Genomic DNA, 17,272 nt, shown 5'->3' with positions numbered 1-17,272 from the left:
AATCGCGCGGCACAGTCCGGGCAGCGGCCTCAGGCAGCGAGCCCTAGCCGATCCGCACGAGTTGCGCCTTGAAATACGCGCGCCGCTCCGCGTACACGTCGGCGTTGCGCTTGAGGCCTGCGATGTCGGCCTCGGTGAGTTCGCGCACCACTTTCGCCGGTGCGCCGAGAATCAGCGAGTTGTCGGGGAACACCTTGCCTTCGGTGACCACCGCACCCGCGCCAACCAGACAGTTGCGGCCGATCACCGCACCATTCAAGACCACGGCCTGAATGCCGATCAGCGCGCCTTCCTTCACCGTGCAGCCGTGCAGCATCGCCTGATGGCCGATCGTGACGCCGGCTTCGATCGTGAGGGGGTAGCCGGGGTCCGTGTGCAGTACCGCGCCTTCCTGGACGTTGCTGCGCGCGCCGATCGAGATCGGTTCGTTGTCGCCGCGCAGCGTCGCGCCGAACCAGACGCTCGAGTCTTCGGCGAGCGTGACCTTGCCGACGATGGTTGCGTTATCCGCGACGAACACGCTTTCGTGAATGTTGGGTGCGGCTTCGCCAAGCTTGTAGATGGCCACGGTGCTGCGTCTCCTCAGTGATGTGGGCGTCTGCGGCGCCGCGGCGGGCATGGCCCTGCGGCGCGGAGCAGGTGAATCGCGTATTGTAAACGGTTGCGCGCGGGCTGCCCGGTGGGCTACGCCACGGAGTGCATCCGTTCTGCGTCCGTTCGCGCCGATTTTCGTCCTTGTTTTCCGTATTTTTGCTGCGGTTTCCGATGAATTCCGTTGTTTCCCCCTCTGTCGCTGCGATTGCCGATCCGCTCGACCCGCCCGAAAACTGGCGCATTGCCGCGCTCGACGCGCTGCGCGAGCGCGATCCCGTCGCCAAGGCCGAGGCGGTGCGGGCTCTCGATGCGCGGGTGCAGGCGCAAGCGGGACCGCGCGCCCACCACTGGAACCCGCCGCTGCGGATCGAGGCCCCAGCGGAACTGCCGGGCCGCCCGGAGCGCCCCGAGCTGGTCGAGCCGCGTCTGCTGCAACGGCGCAGCATGAGCACGCCGCAAGGCCGCGTGGTGCTGCTGCACGCGCTGGCGCACATCGAATTCAACGCGATCAATCTGGCGCTCGACGCCGTCTGGCGTTTCGCCGACATGCCCGAGGCCTTCTACGCCGACTGGCTCACGGTTGCGGCGGAAGAGGCGCATCACTTCTCGCTGCTGCGGGTGCGTCTGGCGGACTATGGCCACGTCTACGGCGATTTTCCCGCCCACAACGGCCTGTGGGAGATGTGCGAGCGCACCCGCGACGACGTCCTCGCCCGCATGGCGCTCGTGCCGCGCGTGCTGGAGGCGCGCGGGCTCGACGCCTCGCCGCCCATCCGCACGCGGCTGAAGCAGGCGGGCGACGACGAATCGGCGGCGATTCTCGACGTGATCCTGCACGACGAAGTGGGCCACGTGCGCATCGGCAACCACTGGTTCCGCTACTTGTGCGGGGCGCGCGGGCTGGATCCGCACGCGGCCTGGCTCGCGCTCGCCCAGCAGTACGACGCGCCGAAGATGCGCGGGCCGTTCAACTTCGAGGCGCGCCGCTCGGCAGGCTTCGACGAAACCGAGCTCCAAACGCTGGCTGCCCAGGACGCCGGAGAACACGCTGCGGCCGAGGCGCGCAAGCGCGCAGGCGGCGCTCAGCAATGAGGGCCAGCGTCGTCGGCACCTGACGGCGCATCCCGATATAATCGAACGACCATTCTTTTTCGACGCGCACGCATGAACGTTTCCCGATCCGAATTCGTTGAGGTCAATGGCGTGCGGCTGCACGTGCGCCGCTGGGGTGCCGGCGACGCGCTCATCCTGTTCATGCTGCACGGCTGGATGGATGTCGCGGCCTCGTTCCAGTTCGTCGTCGATGCGCTGGGCGGCAACTGGCAGGTGATCGCGCCCGACATGCGCGGCTTCGGCCTGTCCGACTGGCCGGTGGCGGAGCAGGGCGGCGGCAACTACTGGTTCTACGACTATCTCGCCGATCTGGACGGTCTGCTCGCGCACTACGCGAGCACCGGCGAGGTGAATCTGGTGGGCCACAGCATGGGCGCGAACATCTCGTGTCTATACGCGGGTGTGCGGCCCGAGCGCGTGCGCCGCGTGGTCGATCTCGAAGGCTTCGGCATGCCGTCGCCGCCGGTTGCGCAGGCGCCGCGGCGCTTGCGCGCCTGGCTCGACGAGTTGCGCGATCCGCCCGCGCTACGCCGTTATGCCACGCTCGACGACGTGGCGGCGCGGCTCGTGAAGACCAACCCGCGCCTCGCCGCGGGTCGCGCGCGCTTTCTCGCCCAGCACTGGTCGAAGCCCGACGGGGAGGGCGGCTACATGCTGCTCGCCGACGCCGCGCACAAGATGCGCAGCCCGCTTCTCTATCGCATCGACGAGGTGATGGCGATCTGGTCGCAGGTGCGCGCCAAGGTGCTGCACGTGGAAGCGGCGGGCTCGGAAACGCTCGCGCGGCTCGCGGGCGAAGTGCCGGTCGGCGAATTCAAGTCGCGCTTTTCGGCCTTTCCCGACTGGCGCGAGCGCATCATCGACGACGCCGGGCACATGGTCCATCACGATCAGCCGGAAGTCGTCGCGCAACTGATCGAGGCGTTCTGCTCGTAGCGCGAGGTGTTCCGGCCCGACTTTGTGCGCATAACGCCCGCACGACGACGATGACCGAAGGCCGCCGGACAAGGGCGCCCGCCCGCGTTGGCGGCGCCCGGACGACCACACTGCATTGCAGTAAAATAATCGCTGACTTTTGACTGGATAGCGATGAACGCCGACCTGCACTGCCATTCCACCGTCTCGGACGGCCAACTGGCGCCCACCGCCGTCGCGCAACTGGCGCAGTCGGGCGGGGTGACACTCTGGTCGCTCACCGATCACGACGAGGTGGGCGGCCAGCGCGAGGCACGCGAAGCGGCCGCGGCGCTCGGCATGCGTTATGTCTGCGGCGTGGAAATCTCGGTGACGTGGGCGTCGCGCACGGTGCACGTCGTCGGGCTCAACGTCGATCCTGCCTGCGCGCCCCTCGTGGAAGGGCTGGCGCGTACGCGCAACGGCCGGGCCGCGCGCGCGGAAGCGATCGGCGAGCGGCTCGAGGAGCTCGGCATTCCCGACGCCTACGCAGGCGCGCTGCGCTACGTTTCGAATCCCGACCTGATCTCGCGCACGCACTTCGCCCGCCATCTGGTCGAATCGGGGCGCGCGGAGAACACCCAGGACGCGTTTTCGCGCTGGCTCGGCGAAGGCAAGCCGGGCTATATCTCGCACCGTTGGGCGAAGCTCGCCGACGCCGTTTCGTGGATCAAGGCCGCGGGCGGCGAGGCCGTGATCGCGCATCCGGGCCGCTATCGCTACACGCAGCTCGAATTCGACACGCTCTTCGGCGAATTCATCGACATGGGCGGCAAGGCCATCGAGGTCGTTACCGGCAGCCATACGCCGGACCAGTACGGCGAGTACGCCGCGGTGGCGCGCCGCTTCGGTTTCGAGGCCTCGCGCGGCTCGGACTTCCACGCGCCGGGCCCAGGCACCATCGCGCCGGGCAGCCTGCCGCCGCTGCCTTCGGATCTCAAGCCGGTCTGGGAGCGGTGGCTATAGGCACAACGCGGTGCCACGCGTCTCGTGCCGGTCCGGTTCCGCGCGCTTTCTTTGCCACGCGCCTGCCGTTCTTCCGCAGTTGCCCTTGCCGCTGCCCCTGCCGTTACCCTTATAGTTGCGCTTGCCTGATTGCTTTGACGCGCGCGCGTCCCCACCTGCGCGCTGCGACGAACGACCGCCCAGACCGTCGTCCGCCCTGGTCCCCCGTTAGCTGATCACTGATCATTGCCATGTCCCAGTACTTTCGGCTTCATTGCGAAAACCCGCAGCCCCGCCTCATCAAGCAGGCGGTGCAGATCATCCGCGACGGCGGCGTGATCGCGCTGCCCACCGATTCGAGCTACGCGCTCGCCGCGCGCATCGACGACAAGCCGGCGGCCGAACGCCTGCGCCGCATCCGCGGGCTCGACGAAAAGGCGCTGCTGTCGCTGATGGTGCGGGACCTGTCGGAGCTGGCGAACTTCGCGATGGTGGACAATCAGCAGTACCGGCTCATCAAGTCGGTGACGCCGGGGCCTTACGTGTTCGTGCTGCAGGCGACCAAGGAAGTGCCGCGGCGGCTGTCGCATCCGTCGCGCAAGACCATCGGCCTGCGCGTGCCGGGCCATGCGATTCCGCTCGCGATCCTCGAAGAACTGGGGGAGCCGCTTCTCGCGACCACGCTGATCCTGCCGCCCGATACCGATCCGCTAAACGACCCCGAAGAAATTCGCGAGCGCCTCGAAAAGCAGCTCGATCTCGTGATCGACGGCGGCGCGTGCCCGCGCGAGCCTTCCACGATCATCGACCTCACAGGCAGCGAGCCGGTGCTCGTGCGGGCGGGGCGCGGCAGCCTCGCGCCGTTCGGCCTCGCCGAAGAAGAGGTCTGATGGTCTGATCCCGCTTCGGTGCGTTGCCACACCGCTTTCGCGGGAGCCCTTGCCGGCTGTGCGCCGGCGCATCGATACCGCATTGATACAATACCGCGCCATGGATGCTTCACTGATACAGACGATCGTCGTCTACGCCCTCCCGGTCATCTTCGCCATTACGCTGCACGAGGCCGCGCACGGCTACGTCGCGCGCGCGCTCGGCGACAACACCGCCTACGTGCTCGGCCGCGTGTCGTTCAATCCGATGCGTCACATCGACCCCATCGGCACGATCGCGATGCCGCTGATCCTGTATTTCCTCACGAGCGGCGCGTTCGTGTTCGGCTACGCCAAGCCTGTGCCGATCGCGTTCGGCAATCTGCGCAATCCGCGCTGGGGCACGCTGTGGGTGGCCGCCGCCGGCCCCGCCTGCAACTTCGTGCAGGCGCTGGTGTGGGGCGTGTTCGGTGTCGCGCTCGCGGTGCTTGGCATCGACGAGCCGTTCTTCACGCGCATGGCCGCCGCCGGCGTGGGCGTGAACCTCGTGCTCGGCGTGCTCAACCTCTTTCCGCTGCCGCCGCTCGACGGCGGGCGGGTGCTCGCGGCGCTGCTGCCCACGCGCGCGAGCATTGCGCTCTCGCGCCTCGAGCCCTATGGTTTCATCATCGTGATGGCGCTCCTCGTGAGCGGCATCTTCACCCGATTCTGGCTGCGCCCGCTCGTCTCCATCGGCTACGACGTGGTCACGGCCATCCTTACCCCACTCGTTTCGCTCTTTTCATAACATCATGTTCCCAGACCGTATCTTCTCCGGCATGCGGCCCACCGGGTCGCTGCACCTCGGCCACTATCACGGCGTGCTGAAAAACTGGGTGCGGCTCCAGTCCGAGTATCCGTGCTTCTTCTGCGTGGTGGACTGGCATGCGCTCACCACGCACTACGAAACGCCCGAGGTTATCGAGAAGAACGTCTGGGACGTGCTGATCGACTGGCTCGCCTCCGGCATCGATCCGAACCAGGCCACGCTCTTCATCCAGAGCCGGGTGCCCGAGCATGCGGAACTGGCGCTTTTGCTCGGCATGAGCACGCCGCTGTCCTGGCTCGAACGCGTGCCGACCTACAAGGAGCAGATCGAGAAGCTGCGCGACAAGGATCTCGGCACTTACGGCTTCCTTGGCTATCCCGTGCTGATGGCCGCCGACATCCTGCTGTACCGCGCCTCGCTCGTGCCGGTGGGCGAAGACCAGGTGCCGCACGTGGAGATGGCGCGCGAGATGGCGCGGCGCTTCAACTACATGTACGGCCGCGAGCCGGGCTTCGAGGAGAAGGCCAACGAAGCCGCGAAGAAGCTGGGCGGCAAGCGCTCTAAGCTCTATCACGAGCTGCGCAACGCATACCAGCAGGAGGGCAACGACGAAGCGCTCGAACAGGCGCGCGCGATGCTTTCGGAGTCGCAGAGCCTTTCGATGAGCGATCGCGAACGGCTCTTCGGCTATCTCGAAGGCTCGCGCAAGATCATCCTGCCGGAGCCGCAGGTGCTGCTCACGGAGGCTTCGCGCATGCCGGGCCTCGACGGCCAGAAGATGTCGAAGTCCTACGGCAACACGATCGGTCTGCGCGAGGACGCGCAGACCATCGAGAAAAAGGTCCGCACGATGCCGACCGACCCGGCGCGCGTGCGCCGCACCGATCCGGGCGACCCGGACAAGTGCCCGGTGTGGCAGCTCCACCAGGTCTATACCGACGAAACGACGCACGAGTGGGTGCAGCAGGGCTGCCGCTCGGCGGGCATCGGCTGCCTCGAATGCAAGCAGCCGGTGATCGAAGGCATTCTGCGCGAGCAGCAGCCGATGCTCGAGCGGGCGCAGAAGTACATGGACGATCCGTCGCTGTTGCGCGCGATCGTCGCGGACGGCTGCGATAAGGCTCGCAAGTTCGCGAACGAGACCATGCGCGACGTGCGCGAGGTCATGGGCCTCTCCTACAACTGAGGGGCGCTGCGTTGAGCACGACGTCTCCCGCCGGTGCGCCCCACGGGGCGCTGGCCGAACCCTCGCGCTGGGTGCGCCGCTGGGCGCATCTGGTCGCGCCGGGCGGCGACGTGCTCGACGTGGCATCGGGCAGCGGTCGCCACGCGCGGTTCTTCGCGCAGCGCGGCCACCGCGTGACGGCGCTCGACCGCGACGCCGCCGCACTCGCGACGATGCAGGGCGTGGCGGGCATCGACACGCTCGCCTGCGATCTCGAAGGCGCCCCGTGGCCGCTCGCGCCGGCTCGGCGCTATGCGGCCGTCGTGGTCACGAACTATCTGCACCGGCCGCTTATGGCGCAACTGATCGATGCGCTCGCGCCGGGCGGCGTGCTGATCTACGAAACGTTCGCGCAAGGGAACGAGACGGTCGGCAAACCGTCCAATCCCGCGTTCCTGCTGGCGCCGGGCGAACTGCTCGCGGTCTGCACGCCGGCGCTGCGCGTCATTGCCTATCAGGACGGATTTCTCGCCGAACCGCGCGAGGCGTTCATCCAGCGTATTTGCGCCGTGCGCGAAGCACGCGGTTCGCGGTACGGCGGAACGGATCAAGCGGAAGAAGCAAAAGAAGCGGAAAAAGCCGCTCAGGCGGACGGGAAAGCCGCCGAAAAGCGCCGTAATGAAGATGGAACTCAGGTACTACCCGTACCGCGTTACGATCTGGCCGGCTAATCCGCTACAATCGCGGTTTAACGTACTCATTTCTTTGACGTTTCATGGCTAACGGCATTCAGGACGGCATCACGCTGCGCGGCAGCATTCCCGCGATCGTCACCCCCATGCACGAGGACGGCAGTCTCGATCTGCCGGCCTTTCGCAAACTGATCGACTGGCATGTGGAAGAGGGGACGGATGCCCTCGTCGTGGTCGGCACGAGCGGGGAGTCCGCCACGCTGGACGTCGAAGAGCACATCCTGATGGTCCGCACGGCGGTCGAGCACGCCGCGGGCCGCATGCCGATCATCGCCGGCGCCGGCGGCAACTCCACGGCCGAGGCGATCGAGCTCACGAAGCACGCGAAGGCCGTCGGCGCGCAGGCGTCGCTCCAGGTCGTGCCCTATTACAACAAGCCGACCCAGGAAGGTATGTACCGCCATTTCGCGAAGATCGCGGAAGCGGTGGACCTGCCGGTCGTCCTGTACAACGTGCCCGGCCGCACCGTGGCGGACATGTCGAACGAGACCATCCTGCGTCTCGCGCAGGTGCCGGGCATCGTGGGCGTGAAGGAAGCGACGGGCAACATCGACCGCGCCGCGCACCTGATCAAGCACGCACCGGAAGGCTTCTGGATTTTCAGCGGCGACGATCCCACCGCGATCGCCTTGATGCTGCTGGGCGGCCACGGCAATATTTCGGTGACCGCGAACGTCGCGCCGCGCCAGATGAGCGAGCTTTGCCGCGCTGCGCTCGAAGGCGACGCGAAGACCGCGCGCGCGATTCACCTGAAGCTGCTTTCGTTGCACAAGAACCTGTTCATCGAATCGAACCCGATTCCGGTGAAGTGGGCACTGCAGGAACTCGGCCGCATGGAAGGCGGCATTCGCCTGCCGCTCACGCCGCTCGACGAGCGCTACCACGAAGTGGTGCGCACGGCGATGCGCGAAGCTGGCCTGATCGGCTGATCCCCCAGATCCGCCGAAGAGCCCCGTTTTTTCAACCGACGCCATCTCCGCCCGAATCCACGACCGATCCCGGCTTTGCGCTCCAGTATCACGAAGGACCCCATGAAACGTTCTGCTCTCTCCCTCCACGCAACCCGCCTGGCGGTGCTGGCGCTGGCTATCGGCCCGCTTGCAGGCTGCGAATCGCTGAACGACTGGTTCGCGTCGGATCGCGTCAATTACAAGGACACGCCGAGCGCGCCGCCGCTCGCCGTGCCGCAGGATCTCTCGGCCGCGCCGGGTGGCCAGAAGTACGTCGCACCGCCGCCTTCGATGGCGCTCGGCGGCGCACCGAAGGGCACCGTGACGAGCGCGGGCAACACCACGCTCGGCACGCCCACCACGCAGGATCCGTTCGGCATGCACGTCGAGCGCGACGGCGACCGCCGCTGGCTGGTGGTCGACGGCCGCACGCCGGACGACGTCTGGCCGATCCTGCAGACCTTCTGGCAGGACAACGGCTTCACGCTCACCACCGATTCGGCGGGTACCGGCATCATGATCACGGACTGGGCCGAAAACCGTGCCAACATTCCGGACGACTGGTTCCGCCGCACGATCGGCAAGGTGATCGACTTCGCGTACTCGTCGGGCACGCGCGACCGCTTCCGCACGCTCGTGACGCGGGGCCCGGACGGTCAGACCGACATTTCGATCACGCATAGCGCGATGGAAGAAGTGCTCACGGGGCAGGACAAGGCCTCGTCGAAGTGGGTCGAGCGTCCGCGCGATCCGGCCCTCGAAGCGCTGTTCCTCGCCAAGCTGATGCAGAAGTTCGGCCTGACCGATCCGCAGTCGAAGCAGCTTCTGACCGACGCCCGTGCGTCGAGCGACGCGGCCATGGTCGACCACGCGGCGGGCGGCGTCACGCTCGATCTGCCGGAGTCGTTCGACCGCGCCTGGCTGCGCGTGGGTCTCGCGCTCGACCGCACCAACTTCACGGTCGACAACCGCGACCGCGAGAAGGGCATCTACTACGTGCGTTACGCCGATTCGATGCAGGAATTGAAGGGCGACGGCCTGCTCGGCAAGCTCTTCTACAACCCGAAGACGGCTGCGAAGAATCAAGGGCCGGAGTTCATGGTTGCCGTGCGCTCGAAGAGCGACTCGCAGACGCAGGTGGCCGTGGTGGACCAGAGCGGCCAGATCGACACGTCGTCGGACGCCCAGCGCATCGTGACTGCGCTGCACGCCCAGCTCAACTGACGCGGCCGTGCGCTTTGCGAGCCTCGGCAGCGGTAGCGAGGGCAACGCACTGGTCGTAGAAGCAGGCAGCGGGGCGCGCCCCACGCGCGTGCTGCTGGACTGCGGATTCTCGGGCAAGGAAGTCGAGCGGCGGCTCGCGCGAGCGGGCCTTGCCGCCGACGGCCTCGACGCCATCCTCATCACCCACGAACACAGCGACCATATCGGCAGCGCGCTCACGCTCGCCCGCCGCTGGTCGATCCCGCTCTACATGAGCTGGGGTACGGCGCAGGCCGTGGGCGCCGACGAAGCCGGCGTCGAGCTGCACGTGCTGTGGGGCGACGAAACGGTTGAAATCGGCGCGCTGGGCGTGCTGCCCTACACGGTGCCGCACGATGCGCGCGAACCGCTCCAGTTCGTGTTCAGCGACGGCGCGGCGCGCCTTGGCGTGCTGACCGATGTCGGCGAATCGACCTCGCATATCGGCACGGTGCTCGGCGGCTGCGACGCGCTCGTGCTGGAATGCAATCACGACCTCGCCATGCTGGCGGCGAGCCGGTATCCGCCGTCGCTCAAGGCGCGCATCGGCGGTTCGCACGGGCATTTGAACAATGAAGCGGCGGGGGACATACTCGCGGGGCTCGACCGCTCGAAACTGCGGCACCTGATCGCGGCGCACCTGAGCCAGCAGAACAACACGCCGGAGCTGGCCCGCGCGGCGATGGCCGCGGTGCTCGGCAACGCCGCCACGGAAATCGGGGTGGCTTCGCAGGCCGAAGGGTTCGACTGGGTCGCACTGTGACGATGCCGTGATGTGCGGGACGCCCGCGCAGGACGAAAAAAAGCCCATGACGGCAGTCATGGGCTTTTTTGTGCCTGAAATCCGGCGGTCGAAGCGTCCGCCTATGTGGCCGGGCGCTCGCCGGATTGTGGCTTGGTCGCGGCTTAGTTGCGGTTACCGCCGAAGATGCCGAGCAGCGCCAGCAGGTTCGTGAACACGTTGTAGAGATCGAGGTAGATCGCGAGCGTGGCCGAGATGTAGTTCGTCTCGCCGCCGTTCACGACGCGCTGGACGTCGAACAGCATGTAGGCCGAGAAGATCACGATGGCCATGACCGAGAAGGTGATCATCAGCGCGGGCAGTTGCAGGAACACGTTCGCGACGCCGGCCAGCAGCAGCACGATCACGCCCATGAACAACCACTTGCCGAGGCCCGAGAAGTCGCGCTTGCTGACCGTGGCGATGGTGGCCATGGCGGCGAAAATGATGCCGGTGCCGCCGAAAGCGAGCATGATGAGCGACGGGCCGTTCGAGAAACCGAGGATGAACGACAGCAGGCGCGAGAGCATCAGGCCCATGAAGAACGTGAAGCCGAGCAGCACGAACACGCCGACCGAGCTGTTCTTGGTGCGCTCGATGGCGAACATGAAGCCGAAGGCGATCGCGAAGAACGCCAGCATGCTCATGGCCGGGCTGGTAGCCGCGAACAGCGAGAAGCCAGTGGCGACGCCCACCCACGCGCCGAGCACCGTCGGCACCATGGACAGCGCGAGCAGCCAGTAGGTGTTGCGCAGTACGCGGTTGCGGGTCTCCGCCGAGGTGACGGAGCCGCCGCGGCCGAAGTTATAGGGGTACTCGTTCATGCTTTCTCCTTGCGTGAAACGCGTGGTTGGCGGCACGCGACAGATGCGCGGCCCGCTACTTCGTAAGATATGCGCGGTGGCCCGGAGTTTCAACGCTCGTGTTTCACCAGGCCGCCACATGCTTTCCGGTATTGTCATGGAGCCTAAGCCGTCATCCTTAAGCCTCGCTGAAAACCCCGGCGGGACGGCGCGACGTGGCGTTCCACCCGGCTTGTCCCATGATTTTTGCCCAGTCCCTGGCGTCTTTAACCTGCTTGGCCGGCCAAAGAGGGTTCAATCGCAATCATACATGGGAACATGCTACAATTGCCGATTCGTTTGAACTTGTAACCTCTTAATTTTCTGGAGTTTTTATGGCGATCGAACGCACCCTGTCGATTATCAAGCCGGACGCAGTGGCAAAGAACGTGATCGGCCAGATCTACAGCCGCTTCGAAAACGCTGGTCTGAAGATCATTGCCGCCCGCATGGTTCACCTCTCGCGCGCCGACGCCGAGAAGTTCTATGCTGTTCACGCAGCGCGTCCGTTCTTCAAGGACCTCGTCGACTTCATGATCTCGGGCCCGGTGATGGTTCAGGCGCTCGAAGGCGAGAACGCGATTCTGAAGAACCGCGAACTGATGGGCGCGACCGACCCGAAGAAGGCAGAAAAGGGCACGATCCGCGCCGACTTCGCCGACAGCATCGACGCGAACGCCGTGCATGGCTCGGACGCTCCGGAAACGGCTGCCGTGGAAGTCGCGTTCTTCTTCCCGCAAGTCAACGTTTACTCGCGCTAAGCGGGCAAACGCCAGTAGCACCAGGTCGCGAAACGGCAATGGCGTTCACCGTCCGTCCAGAAGGCTCGCGTGTATCGCGCGAGCTGCGCGGATGGCGCGGTGAACCGGCGGGCGTGCTGGTTTCCGTACCGGAATGGCAGGATTGATCATGACGAGCAGTTCCACCGTCAACCTTCTCGATCTCGACGCCGCAGGGCTCGTCGCGTATTGCGAAAGCCTCGGCGAGAAGCCGTTTCGCGCCAAACAGCTGCAACGCTGGATCCATCAGTACAACGCCGCCGACTTCGACGGCATGACGGATCTGGCCAAATCGCTGCGCGAGAAGCTCAAGGGGCGCGCCACCATCGGCATGCCGGGCATCGTCAGCGATCACGTCTCCAGCGACGGCACACGCAAGTGGCTCGTCGACATGGGCAACGGCAACGCCGTTGAAACCGTGTTCATCCCCGAAGAAACCCGCGGCACGCTGTGCGTGTCGTCGCAGGCGGGGTGCGCGGTCAACTGCCGGTTCTGTTCCACCGGCAAGCAAGGTTTCTCACGCAATCTTTCCACCGCCGAGATCATCGGCCAGTTGCGCATGGCGGAATTCGCGCTGCGCGCCTCGCTTCTGGGTGAAGCGGGCGGCCGGGCCACGGGCGGTGACGGCAAGGGCGAGCGCGTCGTCACGAACGTCGTGATGATGGGCATGGGCGAGCCGCTCCTGAACTACGACGCGGTCGTGCCCGCGATGCGCCTGATGCTCGACGACAATGCCTACGGTCTGTCGCGTCGGCGCGTCACGCTGTCGACCTCGGGCGTCGTGCCGATGATGGATCGCCTCGGCGCCGATCTGCCGGTCGCGCTCGCCGTTTCGCTGCACGCGCCCAACGACGCGCTGCGCGACGAACTCGTGCCGCTGAACCGCAAATACCCGCTGCGCGAGTTGATGGCGGCGTGCCAGCGGTATCTGAAGGTCGCGCCGCGCGACTTCATCACGTTCGAGTACTGCATGCTCGACGGCGTCAACGACACGGAAAAGCACGCACGCGAGTTGCTCGCCGTGACGCGTGACGTTCCGTGCAAATTCAATTTGATCCCGTTCAATCCTTTCCCCGAATCGGGGCTCCTGCGTTCGAAGCCGGAGGCGATCAAGCGCTTTGCGCAGATCCTGATGGATGCGGGCGTCGTCACGACCGTGCGCAAGACGCGCGGCGACGACATCGATGCGGCGTGCGGGCAGCTCGCCGGCGAAGTGAAGGACCGGACCCGCCTTGCGGAGCGCACCGCGCGCAAGGTGATCGAAGTGAGGCCGGTGCAGCATTGAGCGCAGGCACTGCGGCAGGGCGCGCAGTGCAGGTCGCAGTACAGTTGGCAGGCAGGCGCCGGGACAGATGCGCGGGGGACACGCACTGTCATCGGCTGTATTGAAGAGTCAGTTGCAGAAGCGATCGGAAGCGGCACAGACGCCGCGCATTTTGTTATAAACGGTCTGCGAATCGGGGCGGGGCATACTGCGCCCGGCCGGTTCCAGGATTGAAAAGAATCGACGCAAGGATTTAGGGATGAGCGAGCCGCAGCACCCTTTCGGGACAGACACCAACGCAGGCCGACCGGCGCCCGGTGGCGCGCCGTCGCCGGTGCAGCCCGTGCCCGACACGGTGGTCGCGGCAGGTGCGCGCCTCGCGCAGTTGCGCGAGGCGAAAGGGTGGTCGGTCGAGGATGTCTCGGCGCGGCTGAAGGTTTCCGTGCAGAAACTACGCGCGCTCGAAGCTGGCGACCTTTCCCATCTGCCGGACACGACGTTCGCGCTCGGCGTGGTGCGCAGCTACGCGAAGATGCTCGGCGCCGATCCGGCCCCGTTCACGCAGGCCTTGCGCCAGGAGCGCGGCGTGCCGCAGCCGGATCTGTCGATGCCCGCTTCGGCCGGCGCCGACCTGCCGCGCGGCCGCGTCTCGCTCACGCTGGGCGGCAGCGGCGCGCCGCGCCACCGCTCGTGGCTGTGGGGCGTGGCGGCCGTGATCGTCGCGGTGATCGCGCTCGGCATGTGGCATACGAATAGCGGTGAGTCGTCGGCGTGGTTCGCGCGGTTGAAGTCGATGGCCAACGGCGCGGGTGCGCAACCCGGCGCCTCGTCGGCGACCGTGACAGAGGGCCAGACCGCGGGCGCCGACAGCGCCTCGGCGGCCCAGGGCGACCAGGCGGCAGCGGTGCAGGCAAGCGACGCCGCGGCGGCGGGTGTCGCGTCCGGCACCGAGACTAACGCGCCGTCCGATGTGGCGCCGGCTGCCGCAGGCAGCGCGCCGCAGGCGGAGCAGAGCGCACCGCCGGCCAGGGTGGCGGCGAGCGCCCCTGCCCAGGCGAACGCGGCCAGCACGCCGGCCGTGGTGGCGACGGCGGCGCAGCCGGCTTCGGCGCCCGAGGACGCAAGCGGTGCAGCCGCGGCAGGCGGCGACACCTCGACTTTCGCGATCCGCGTGACACAGGACACCTGGGTCAACGTGCGGCAGAAGGACGGCAAGGAAGTGTTCTCCGGCCTGATTCACGGCAGCGACGCTCGTGAGATCACCGGCACGGAGCCGTTGAAGATTACCGTGGGCAACAAGGCCGGCATCGAGTCGATGACGATCGACGGCCAGCCGGTGGACGCGTCGAAATATGCGTCGGCGCGCGGCAACGTTGCGCGTTTCGTGCTGCCCTGATCAGGACATGGCATGCGTCGCGGCCGGTATTTCCCGGCCGCGACGCTTTTTCAATTCGCGCGGCGTAGAGGCGCAGTCAGGCCGCGGCGCGCGTGAGGCGTAAATGGGTTTCCCGATGCAAACCGACCAGCAATCTTCGTCCCGCATCAGCCAGATCTGTTCGAACGAACCGGTCCTCGGCGGCCACGCGCCGCGCCGCAAGTCGCATGGCGTGCACGTGCGCTGGGGCGGCAATCTCGTCACGATCGGCGGCGACGCGCCCGTGCGCGTGCAGTCGATGACGAACACCGATACCGCGGATGCGATCGGCACCGCCATCCAGATCAAGGAACTCGCGCAGGCGGGCTCCGAACTCGTCCGTATCACGGTCAACACGCCCGAAGCGGCCGCGGCGGTCCCCGCGGTCCGCGAGCAGCTCGACCGCATGGGCGTGGCCGTGCCGCTCGTCGGCGACTTTCACTACAACGGCCATCTGCTGCTGCGCGACTATCCGGGCTGCGCCGAATCGCTCTCGAAGTACCGCATCAACCCGGGCAACGTGGGCCAGGGCGCGAAGCGCGACACGCAGTTCGCGCAGATGATCGAAGCGGCCGCGAAATACGACAAGCCGGTGCGCATCGGCGTGAATTGGGGCAGCCTCGACCAGGACCTGCTCGCGAAGATGATGGACGAGAACGGCGCGCGCAGCGAGCCGTGGGAAGCGCAGAGCGTGATGTACGAAGCGCTCATCCAGTCGGCGATCGGCTCGGCCGAGCGCGCCGTCGAGCTCGGCCTCGGCCGCGACAAGATCATCCTGTCGTGCAAGGTGAGCGGCGTGCAGGACCTGATCGCCGTCTACCAGGAACTCGCGAAGCGCTGCGATTTCGCGCTGCACCTCGGGCTGACCGAGGCGGGCATGGGCTCGAAGGGCATCGTCGCTTCGACGGCAGCGCTTTCGGTGCTGCTGCAGCAGGGCATCGGCGACACCATCCGCATTTCGCTCACGCCGGAGCCGGGTGCTTCGCGCACGGGCGAAGTCGTGGTCGGCCAGGAAATCCTGCAGACCATGGGCCTGCGTTCGTTCACGCCGATGGTCATCGCGTGCCCGGGCTGCGGCCGCACTACCAGCACGCTGTTCCAGGAGCTCGCTTCGCAGATCCAGAACTATCTGCGTGCGCAAATGCCCCTGTGGCGCGAAGCGTACCCGGGCGTCGAAACGATGAACGTGGCCGTGATGGGCTGCATCGTGAACGGCCCGGGCGAATCGAAGCACGCGAACATCGGCATCAGTCTGCCGGGCTCGGGCGAGAACCCGGCCGCGCCGGTCTTCATCGACGGCGAGAAGGTCAAGACGCTGCGCGGCGAGCATATTGCCCAGGAATTCCAGCAGATCGTGAGCGACTACGTCGCACGCAAGTACGGCAAGGCTGCCGCCACGGTTTAAACCGCGCGCCACACCGTACGCACAATCGAACCTCGCGAACATTGCTAGTGCAACCAGATGACTGAACAGAAAAGAAAGCCCGAAAAGCTCACCGGCGTGAAGGGCATGAACGACATCCTGCCGCAGGACGCAGGGCTGTGGGACTTCTTCGAAACCACCGTGAAGTCGATGCTCCGTTCGTACGGATACCAGAATATCCGCACGCCGATCGTCGAGCACACGCAGCTCTTCACGCGCGGCATCGGCGAAGTGACCGACATCGTCGAGAAGGAGATGTACAGCTTCACCGACGCGCTCAACGGCGAGAACCTCACGCTGCGCCCCGAAGGCACCGCCGCGGCCGTGCGCGCATCGATCGAGCACAATCTGCTGTACGACGGCCCGAAGCGCCTGTGGTACATCGGCCCGATGTTCCGCCACGAGCGTCCGCAGCGCGGCCGCTATCGCCAGTTCCATCAGGTGGGCGTGGAAGCGCTCGGTTTCTCGGGCCCGGATGCGGACGCGGAAATCATCCTGATGTGCCAGCGCCTGTGGGACGACCTGGGCCTTGTCGGCATCAAGCTCGAGATCAACACGCTGGGCGTGGCCGAGGAGCGCGCCGCGCATCGCGTGGAACTGATCAAGTATCTCGAGCAGCACGTGGACGCGCTCGACGAAGACGGCAAGCGCCGCCTCTACACGAACCCGCTGCGCGTGCTCGACACGAAGAATCCTGCGCTGCAGGCCATCGCGAACAACGCGCCGAAGCTGATCGATTTCCTCGGCGCCGAATCGCGCGCGCACTTCGAGGGGCTGCAACGCATCCTCAAGTCGAACAACATTCCGTTCACGATCAATCCGCGTCTCGTGCGCGGTCTCGATTACTACAATCTGACCGTGTTCGAGTGGGTCACCGACAAGCTTGGCGCGCAAGGCACGGTGGCCGCGGGCGGCCGCTACGATCCGCTGATCGAGCAGCTGGGCGGCAAGCCCACGGCCGCGTGCGGCTGGGCGATGGGCATCGAGCGCATTCTCGAGCTGCTCAAGGAAGAAGACCTTGTTCCTGAGACCGAAGGTTGCGACGTCTACGTCGTCCACCAGGGCGACGCCGCGCGCGACCAGGCTTTCATCGTGGCCGAGCGTCTGCGCGACACGGGTCTCGACGTGATCCTGCATTGCAGCGCCGACGGTCAGACCGCGAGCTTCAAGTCGCAGATGAAGCGCGCGGACGCGAGCGGCGCGGCGTTTGCCGTGGTGCTCGGCGAGGACGAGGTGGCGCAGGGCGTGGCGGGCGTGAAGGCCCTGCGCGGCGAGGCTGCCGAGGCGCGCAACGAGCAGCAGACGGTTGCGCTCGAGGACTTGACCGAATATCTGATCAATGCGATGGTTGCATCCGCCGAAGACGGCGACGACTAA

At 66.5% G+C, this 17,272-nt stretch carries 17 protein-coding genes; 15 read left to right on the top strand and 2 right to left on the bottom strand.

Going from position 1 to position 17,272, the window contains the following annotated elements:
• Positions 1 to 43: 43 nt before the first annotated feature.
• Entirely contained in the window at positions 44 to 568 is a 525-nt protein-coding gene (locus U5760_RS20050) for a gamma carbonic anhydrase family protein (RefSeq protein WP_322014025.1), read from the bottom strand.
• Positions 569 to 765: 197 nt separating this feature from the next.
• Between U5760_RS20050 and U5760_RS20045 the strand changes: the two genes are divergently transcribed.
• The 10 genes from U5760_RS20045 to U5760_RS20000 all read left to right on the top strand — a co-directional run bounded on the left by U5760_RS20045 (position 766) and on the right by U5760_RS20000 (position 10,155).
• Positions 766 to 1,686 carry a ferritin-like domain-containing protein gene (locus U5760_RS20045; protein ID WP_322014024.1) on the top strand — a complete coding sequence of 307 codons (921 nt, stop codon included), beginning with the start codon at positions 766 to 768 and terminating at the stop codon, positions 1,684 to 1,686.
• Positions 1,687 to 1,758: 72 nt separating this feature from the next.
• The gene (locus U5760_RS20040) at positions 1,759 to 2,643 is read left to right on the top strand and encodes an alpha/beta hydrolase (protein ID WP_322014023.1); all 885 of its coding nucleotides are present in this window, start codon (positions 1,759 to 1,761) and stop codon (positions 2,641 to 2,643) included.
• Between the two features lie 153 nt (positions 2,644 to 2,796).
• The gene (locus U5760_RS20035; RefSeq protein WP_322014022.1) at positions 2,797 to 3,627 is read left to right on the top strand and encodes a 3',5'-nucleoside bisphosphate phosphatase; all 831 of its coding nucleotides are present in this window, start codon (positions 2,797 to 2,799) and stop codon (positions 3,625 to 3,627) included.
• A gap of 230 nt (positions 3,628 to 3,857) precedes the next feature.
• A complete protein-coding gene (locus U5760_RS20030) occupies positions 3,858 to 4,496 on the top strand; it encodes an L-threonylcarbamoyladenylate synthase (protein ID WP_322014021.1) in 639 nt (212 codons plus the stop codon).
• Positions 4,497 to 4,596: 100 nt separating this feature from the next.
• Complete coding sequence (locus U5760_RS20025) at positions 4,597 to 5,262, top strand: site-2 protease family protein (protein WP_028224443.1); 666 nt, start codon at positions 4,597 to 4,599, stop codon at positions 5,260 to 5,262.
• 4 nt (positions 5,263 to 5,266) lie between these two features.
• On the top strand, positions 5,267 to 6,469 hold the full coding sequence (locus U5760_RS20020; RefSeq protein ID WP_322014020.1) for a tryptophan--tRNA ligase: 1,203 nt from the start codon (positions 5,267 to 5,269) through the stop codon (positions 6,467 to 6,469).
• Between the two features lie 11 nt (positions 6,470 to 6,480).
• A complete protein-coding gene (locus U5760_RS20015; protein ID WP_322014019.1) occupies positions 6,481 to 7,179 on the top strand; it encodes a class I SAM-dependent methyltransferase in 699 nt (232 codons plus the stop codon).
• A gap of 44 nt (positions 7,180 to 7,223) precedes the next feature.
• Positions 7,224 to 8,129 (top strand): 4-hydroxy-tetrahydrodipicolinate synthase, encoded by a 906-nt coding sequence (dapA, locus tag U5760_RS20010; protein WP_322014018.1) that lies wholly within the window; start codon positions 7,224 to 7,226, stop codon positions 8,127 to 8,129.
• Between the two features lie 102 nt (positions 8,130 to 8,231).
• Positions 8,232 to 9,374 carry an outer membrane protein assembly factor BamC gene (bamC, locus tag U5760_RS20005; RefSeq protein ID WP_322014017.1) on the top strand — a complete coding sequence of 381 codons (1,143 nt, stop codon included), beginning with the start codon at positions 8,232 to 8,234 and terminating at the stop codon, positions 9,372 to 9,374.
• A gap of 7 nt (positions 9,375 to 9,381) precedes the next feature.
• Positions 9,382 to 10,155 (top strand): MBL fold metallo-hydrolase, encoded by a 774-nt coding sequence (locus U5760_RS20000; RefSeq protein WP_322014016.1) that lies wholly within the window; start codon positions 9,382 to 9,384, stop codon positions 10,153 to 10,155.
• A 143-nt stretch (positions 10,156 to 10,298) separates the two neighbouring features.
• Here U5760_RS20000 and U5760_RS19995 read toward each other — a convergent pair whose 3' ends face one another.
• The gene (locus tag U5760_RS19995) at positions 10,299 to 10,997 is read right to left on the bottom strand and encodes a Bax inhibitor-1/YccA family protein (RefSeq protein ID WP_322014015.1); all 699 of its coding nucleotides are present in this window, start codon (positions 10,995 to 10,997) and stop codon (positions 10,299 to 10,301) included.
• A 353-nt stretch (positions 10,998 to 11,350) separates the two neighbouring features.
• On the opposite strand from U5760_RS19995, the gene ndk reads away from it, so the two are divergent.
• The 5 genes from ndk (at position 11,351) to hisS (ending at position 17,272) form a co-directional block, all read left to right on the top strand.
• On the top strand, positions 11,351 to 11,776 hold the full coding sequence (gene ndk / locus U5760_RS19990) for a nucleoside-diphosphate kinase (protein WP_027793532.1): 426 nt from the start codon (positions 11,351 to 11,353) through the stop codon (positions 11,774 to 11,776).
• Positions 11,777 to 11,924: 148 nt separating this feature from the next.
• On the top strand, positions 11,925 to 13,079 hold the full coding sequence (gene rlmN, locus U5760_RS19985; protein WP_322014014.1) for a 23S rRNA (adenine(2503)-C(2))-methyltransferase RlmN: 1,155 nt from the start codon (positions 11,925 to 11,927) through the stop codon (positions 13,077 to 13,079).
• A 238-nt stretch (positions 13,080 to 13,317) separates the two neighbouring features.
• Positions 13,318 to 14,454 carry a RodZ domain-containing protein gene (locus U5760_RS19980; protein WP_322014013.1) on the top strand — a complete coding sequence of 379 codons (1,137 nt, stop codon included), beginning with the start codon at positions 13,318 to 13,320 and terminating at the stop codon, positions 14,452 to 14,454.
• Between the two features lie 103 nt (positions 14,455 to 14,557).
• The gene (gene ispG / locus U5760_RS19975) at positions 14,558 to 15,877 is read left to right on the top strand and encodes a flavodoxin-dependent (E)-4-hydroxy-3-methylbut-2-enyl-diphosphate synthase (RefSeq protein ID WP_415914136.1); all 1,320 of its coding nucleotides are present in this window, start codon (positions 14,558 to 14,560) and stop codon (positions 15,875 to 15,877) included.
• Between the two features lie 57 nt (positions 15,878 to 15,934).
• Positions 15,935 to 17,272: a histidine--tRNA ligase gene (gene hisS / locus U5760_RS19970; protein ID WP_322014012.1), complete on the top strand. Its 1,338-nt coding sequence runs from the start codon at positions 15,935 to 15,937 to the stop codon at positions 17,270 to 17,272.

This window comes from Paraburkholderia sp. J12 (assembly GCF_905220215.1).
GTDB lineage: Bacteria > Pseudomonadota > Gammaproteobacteria > Burkholderiales > Burkholderiaceae > Paraburkholderia.
Note: the sequence above shows the minus strand (reverse complement) of the source record. Positions and strands in the feature narration are given on the sequence as shown.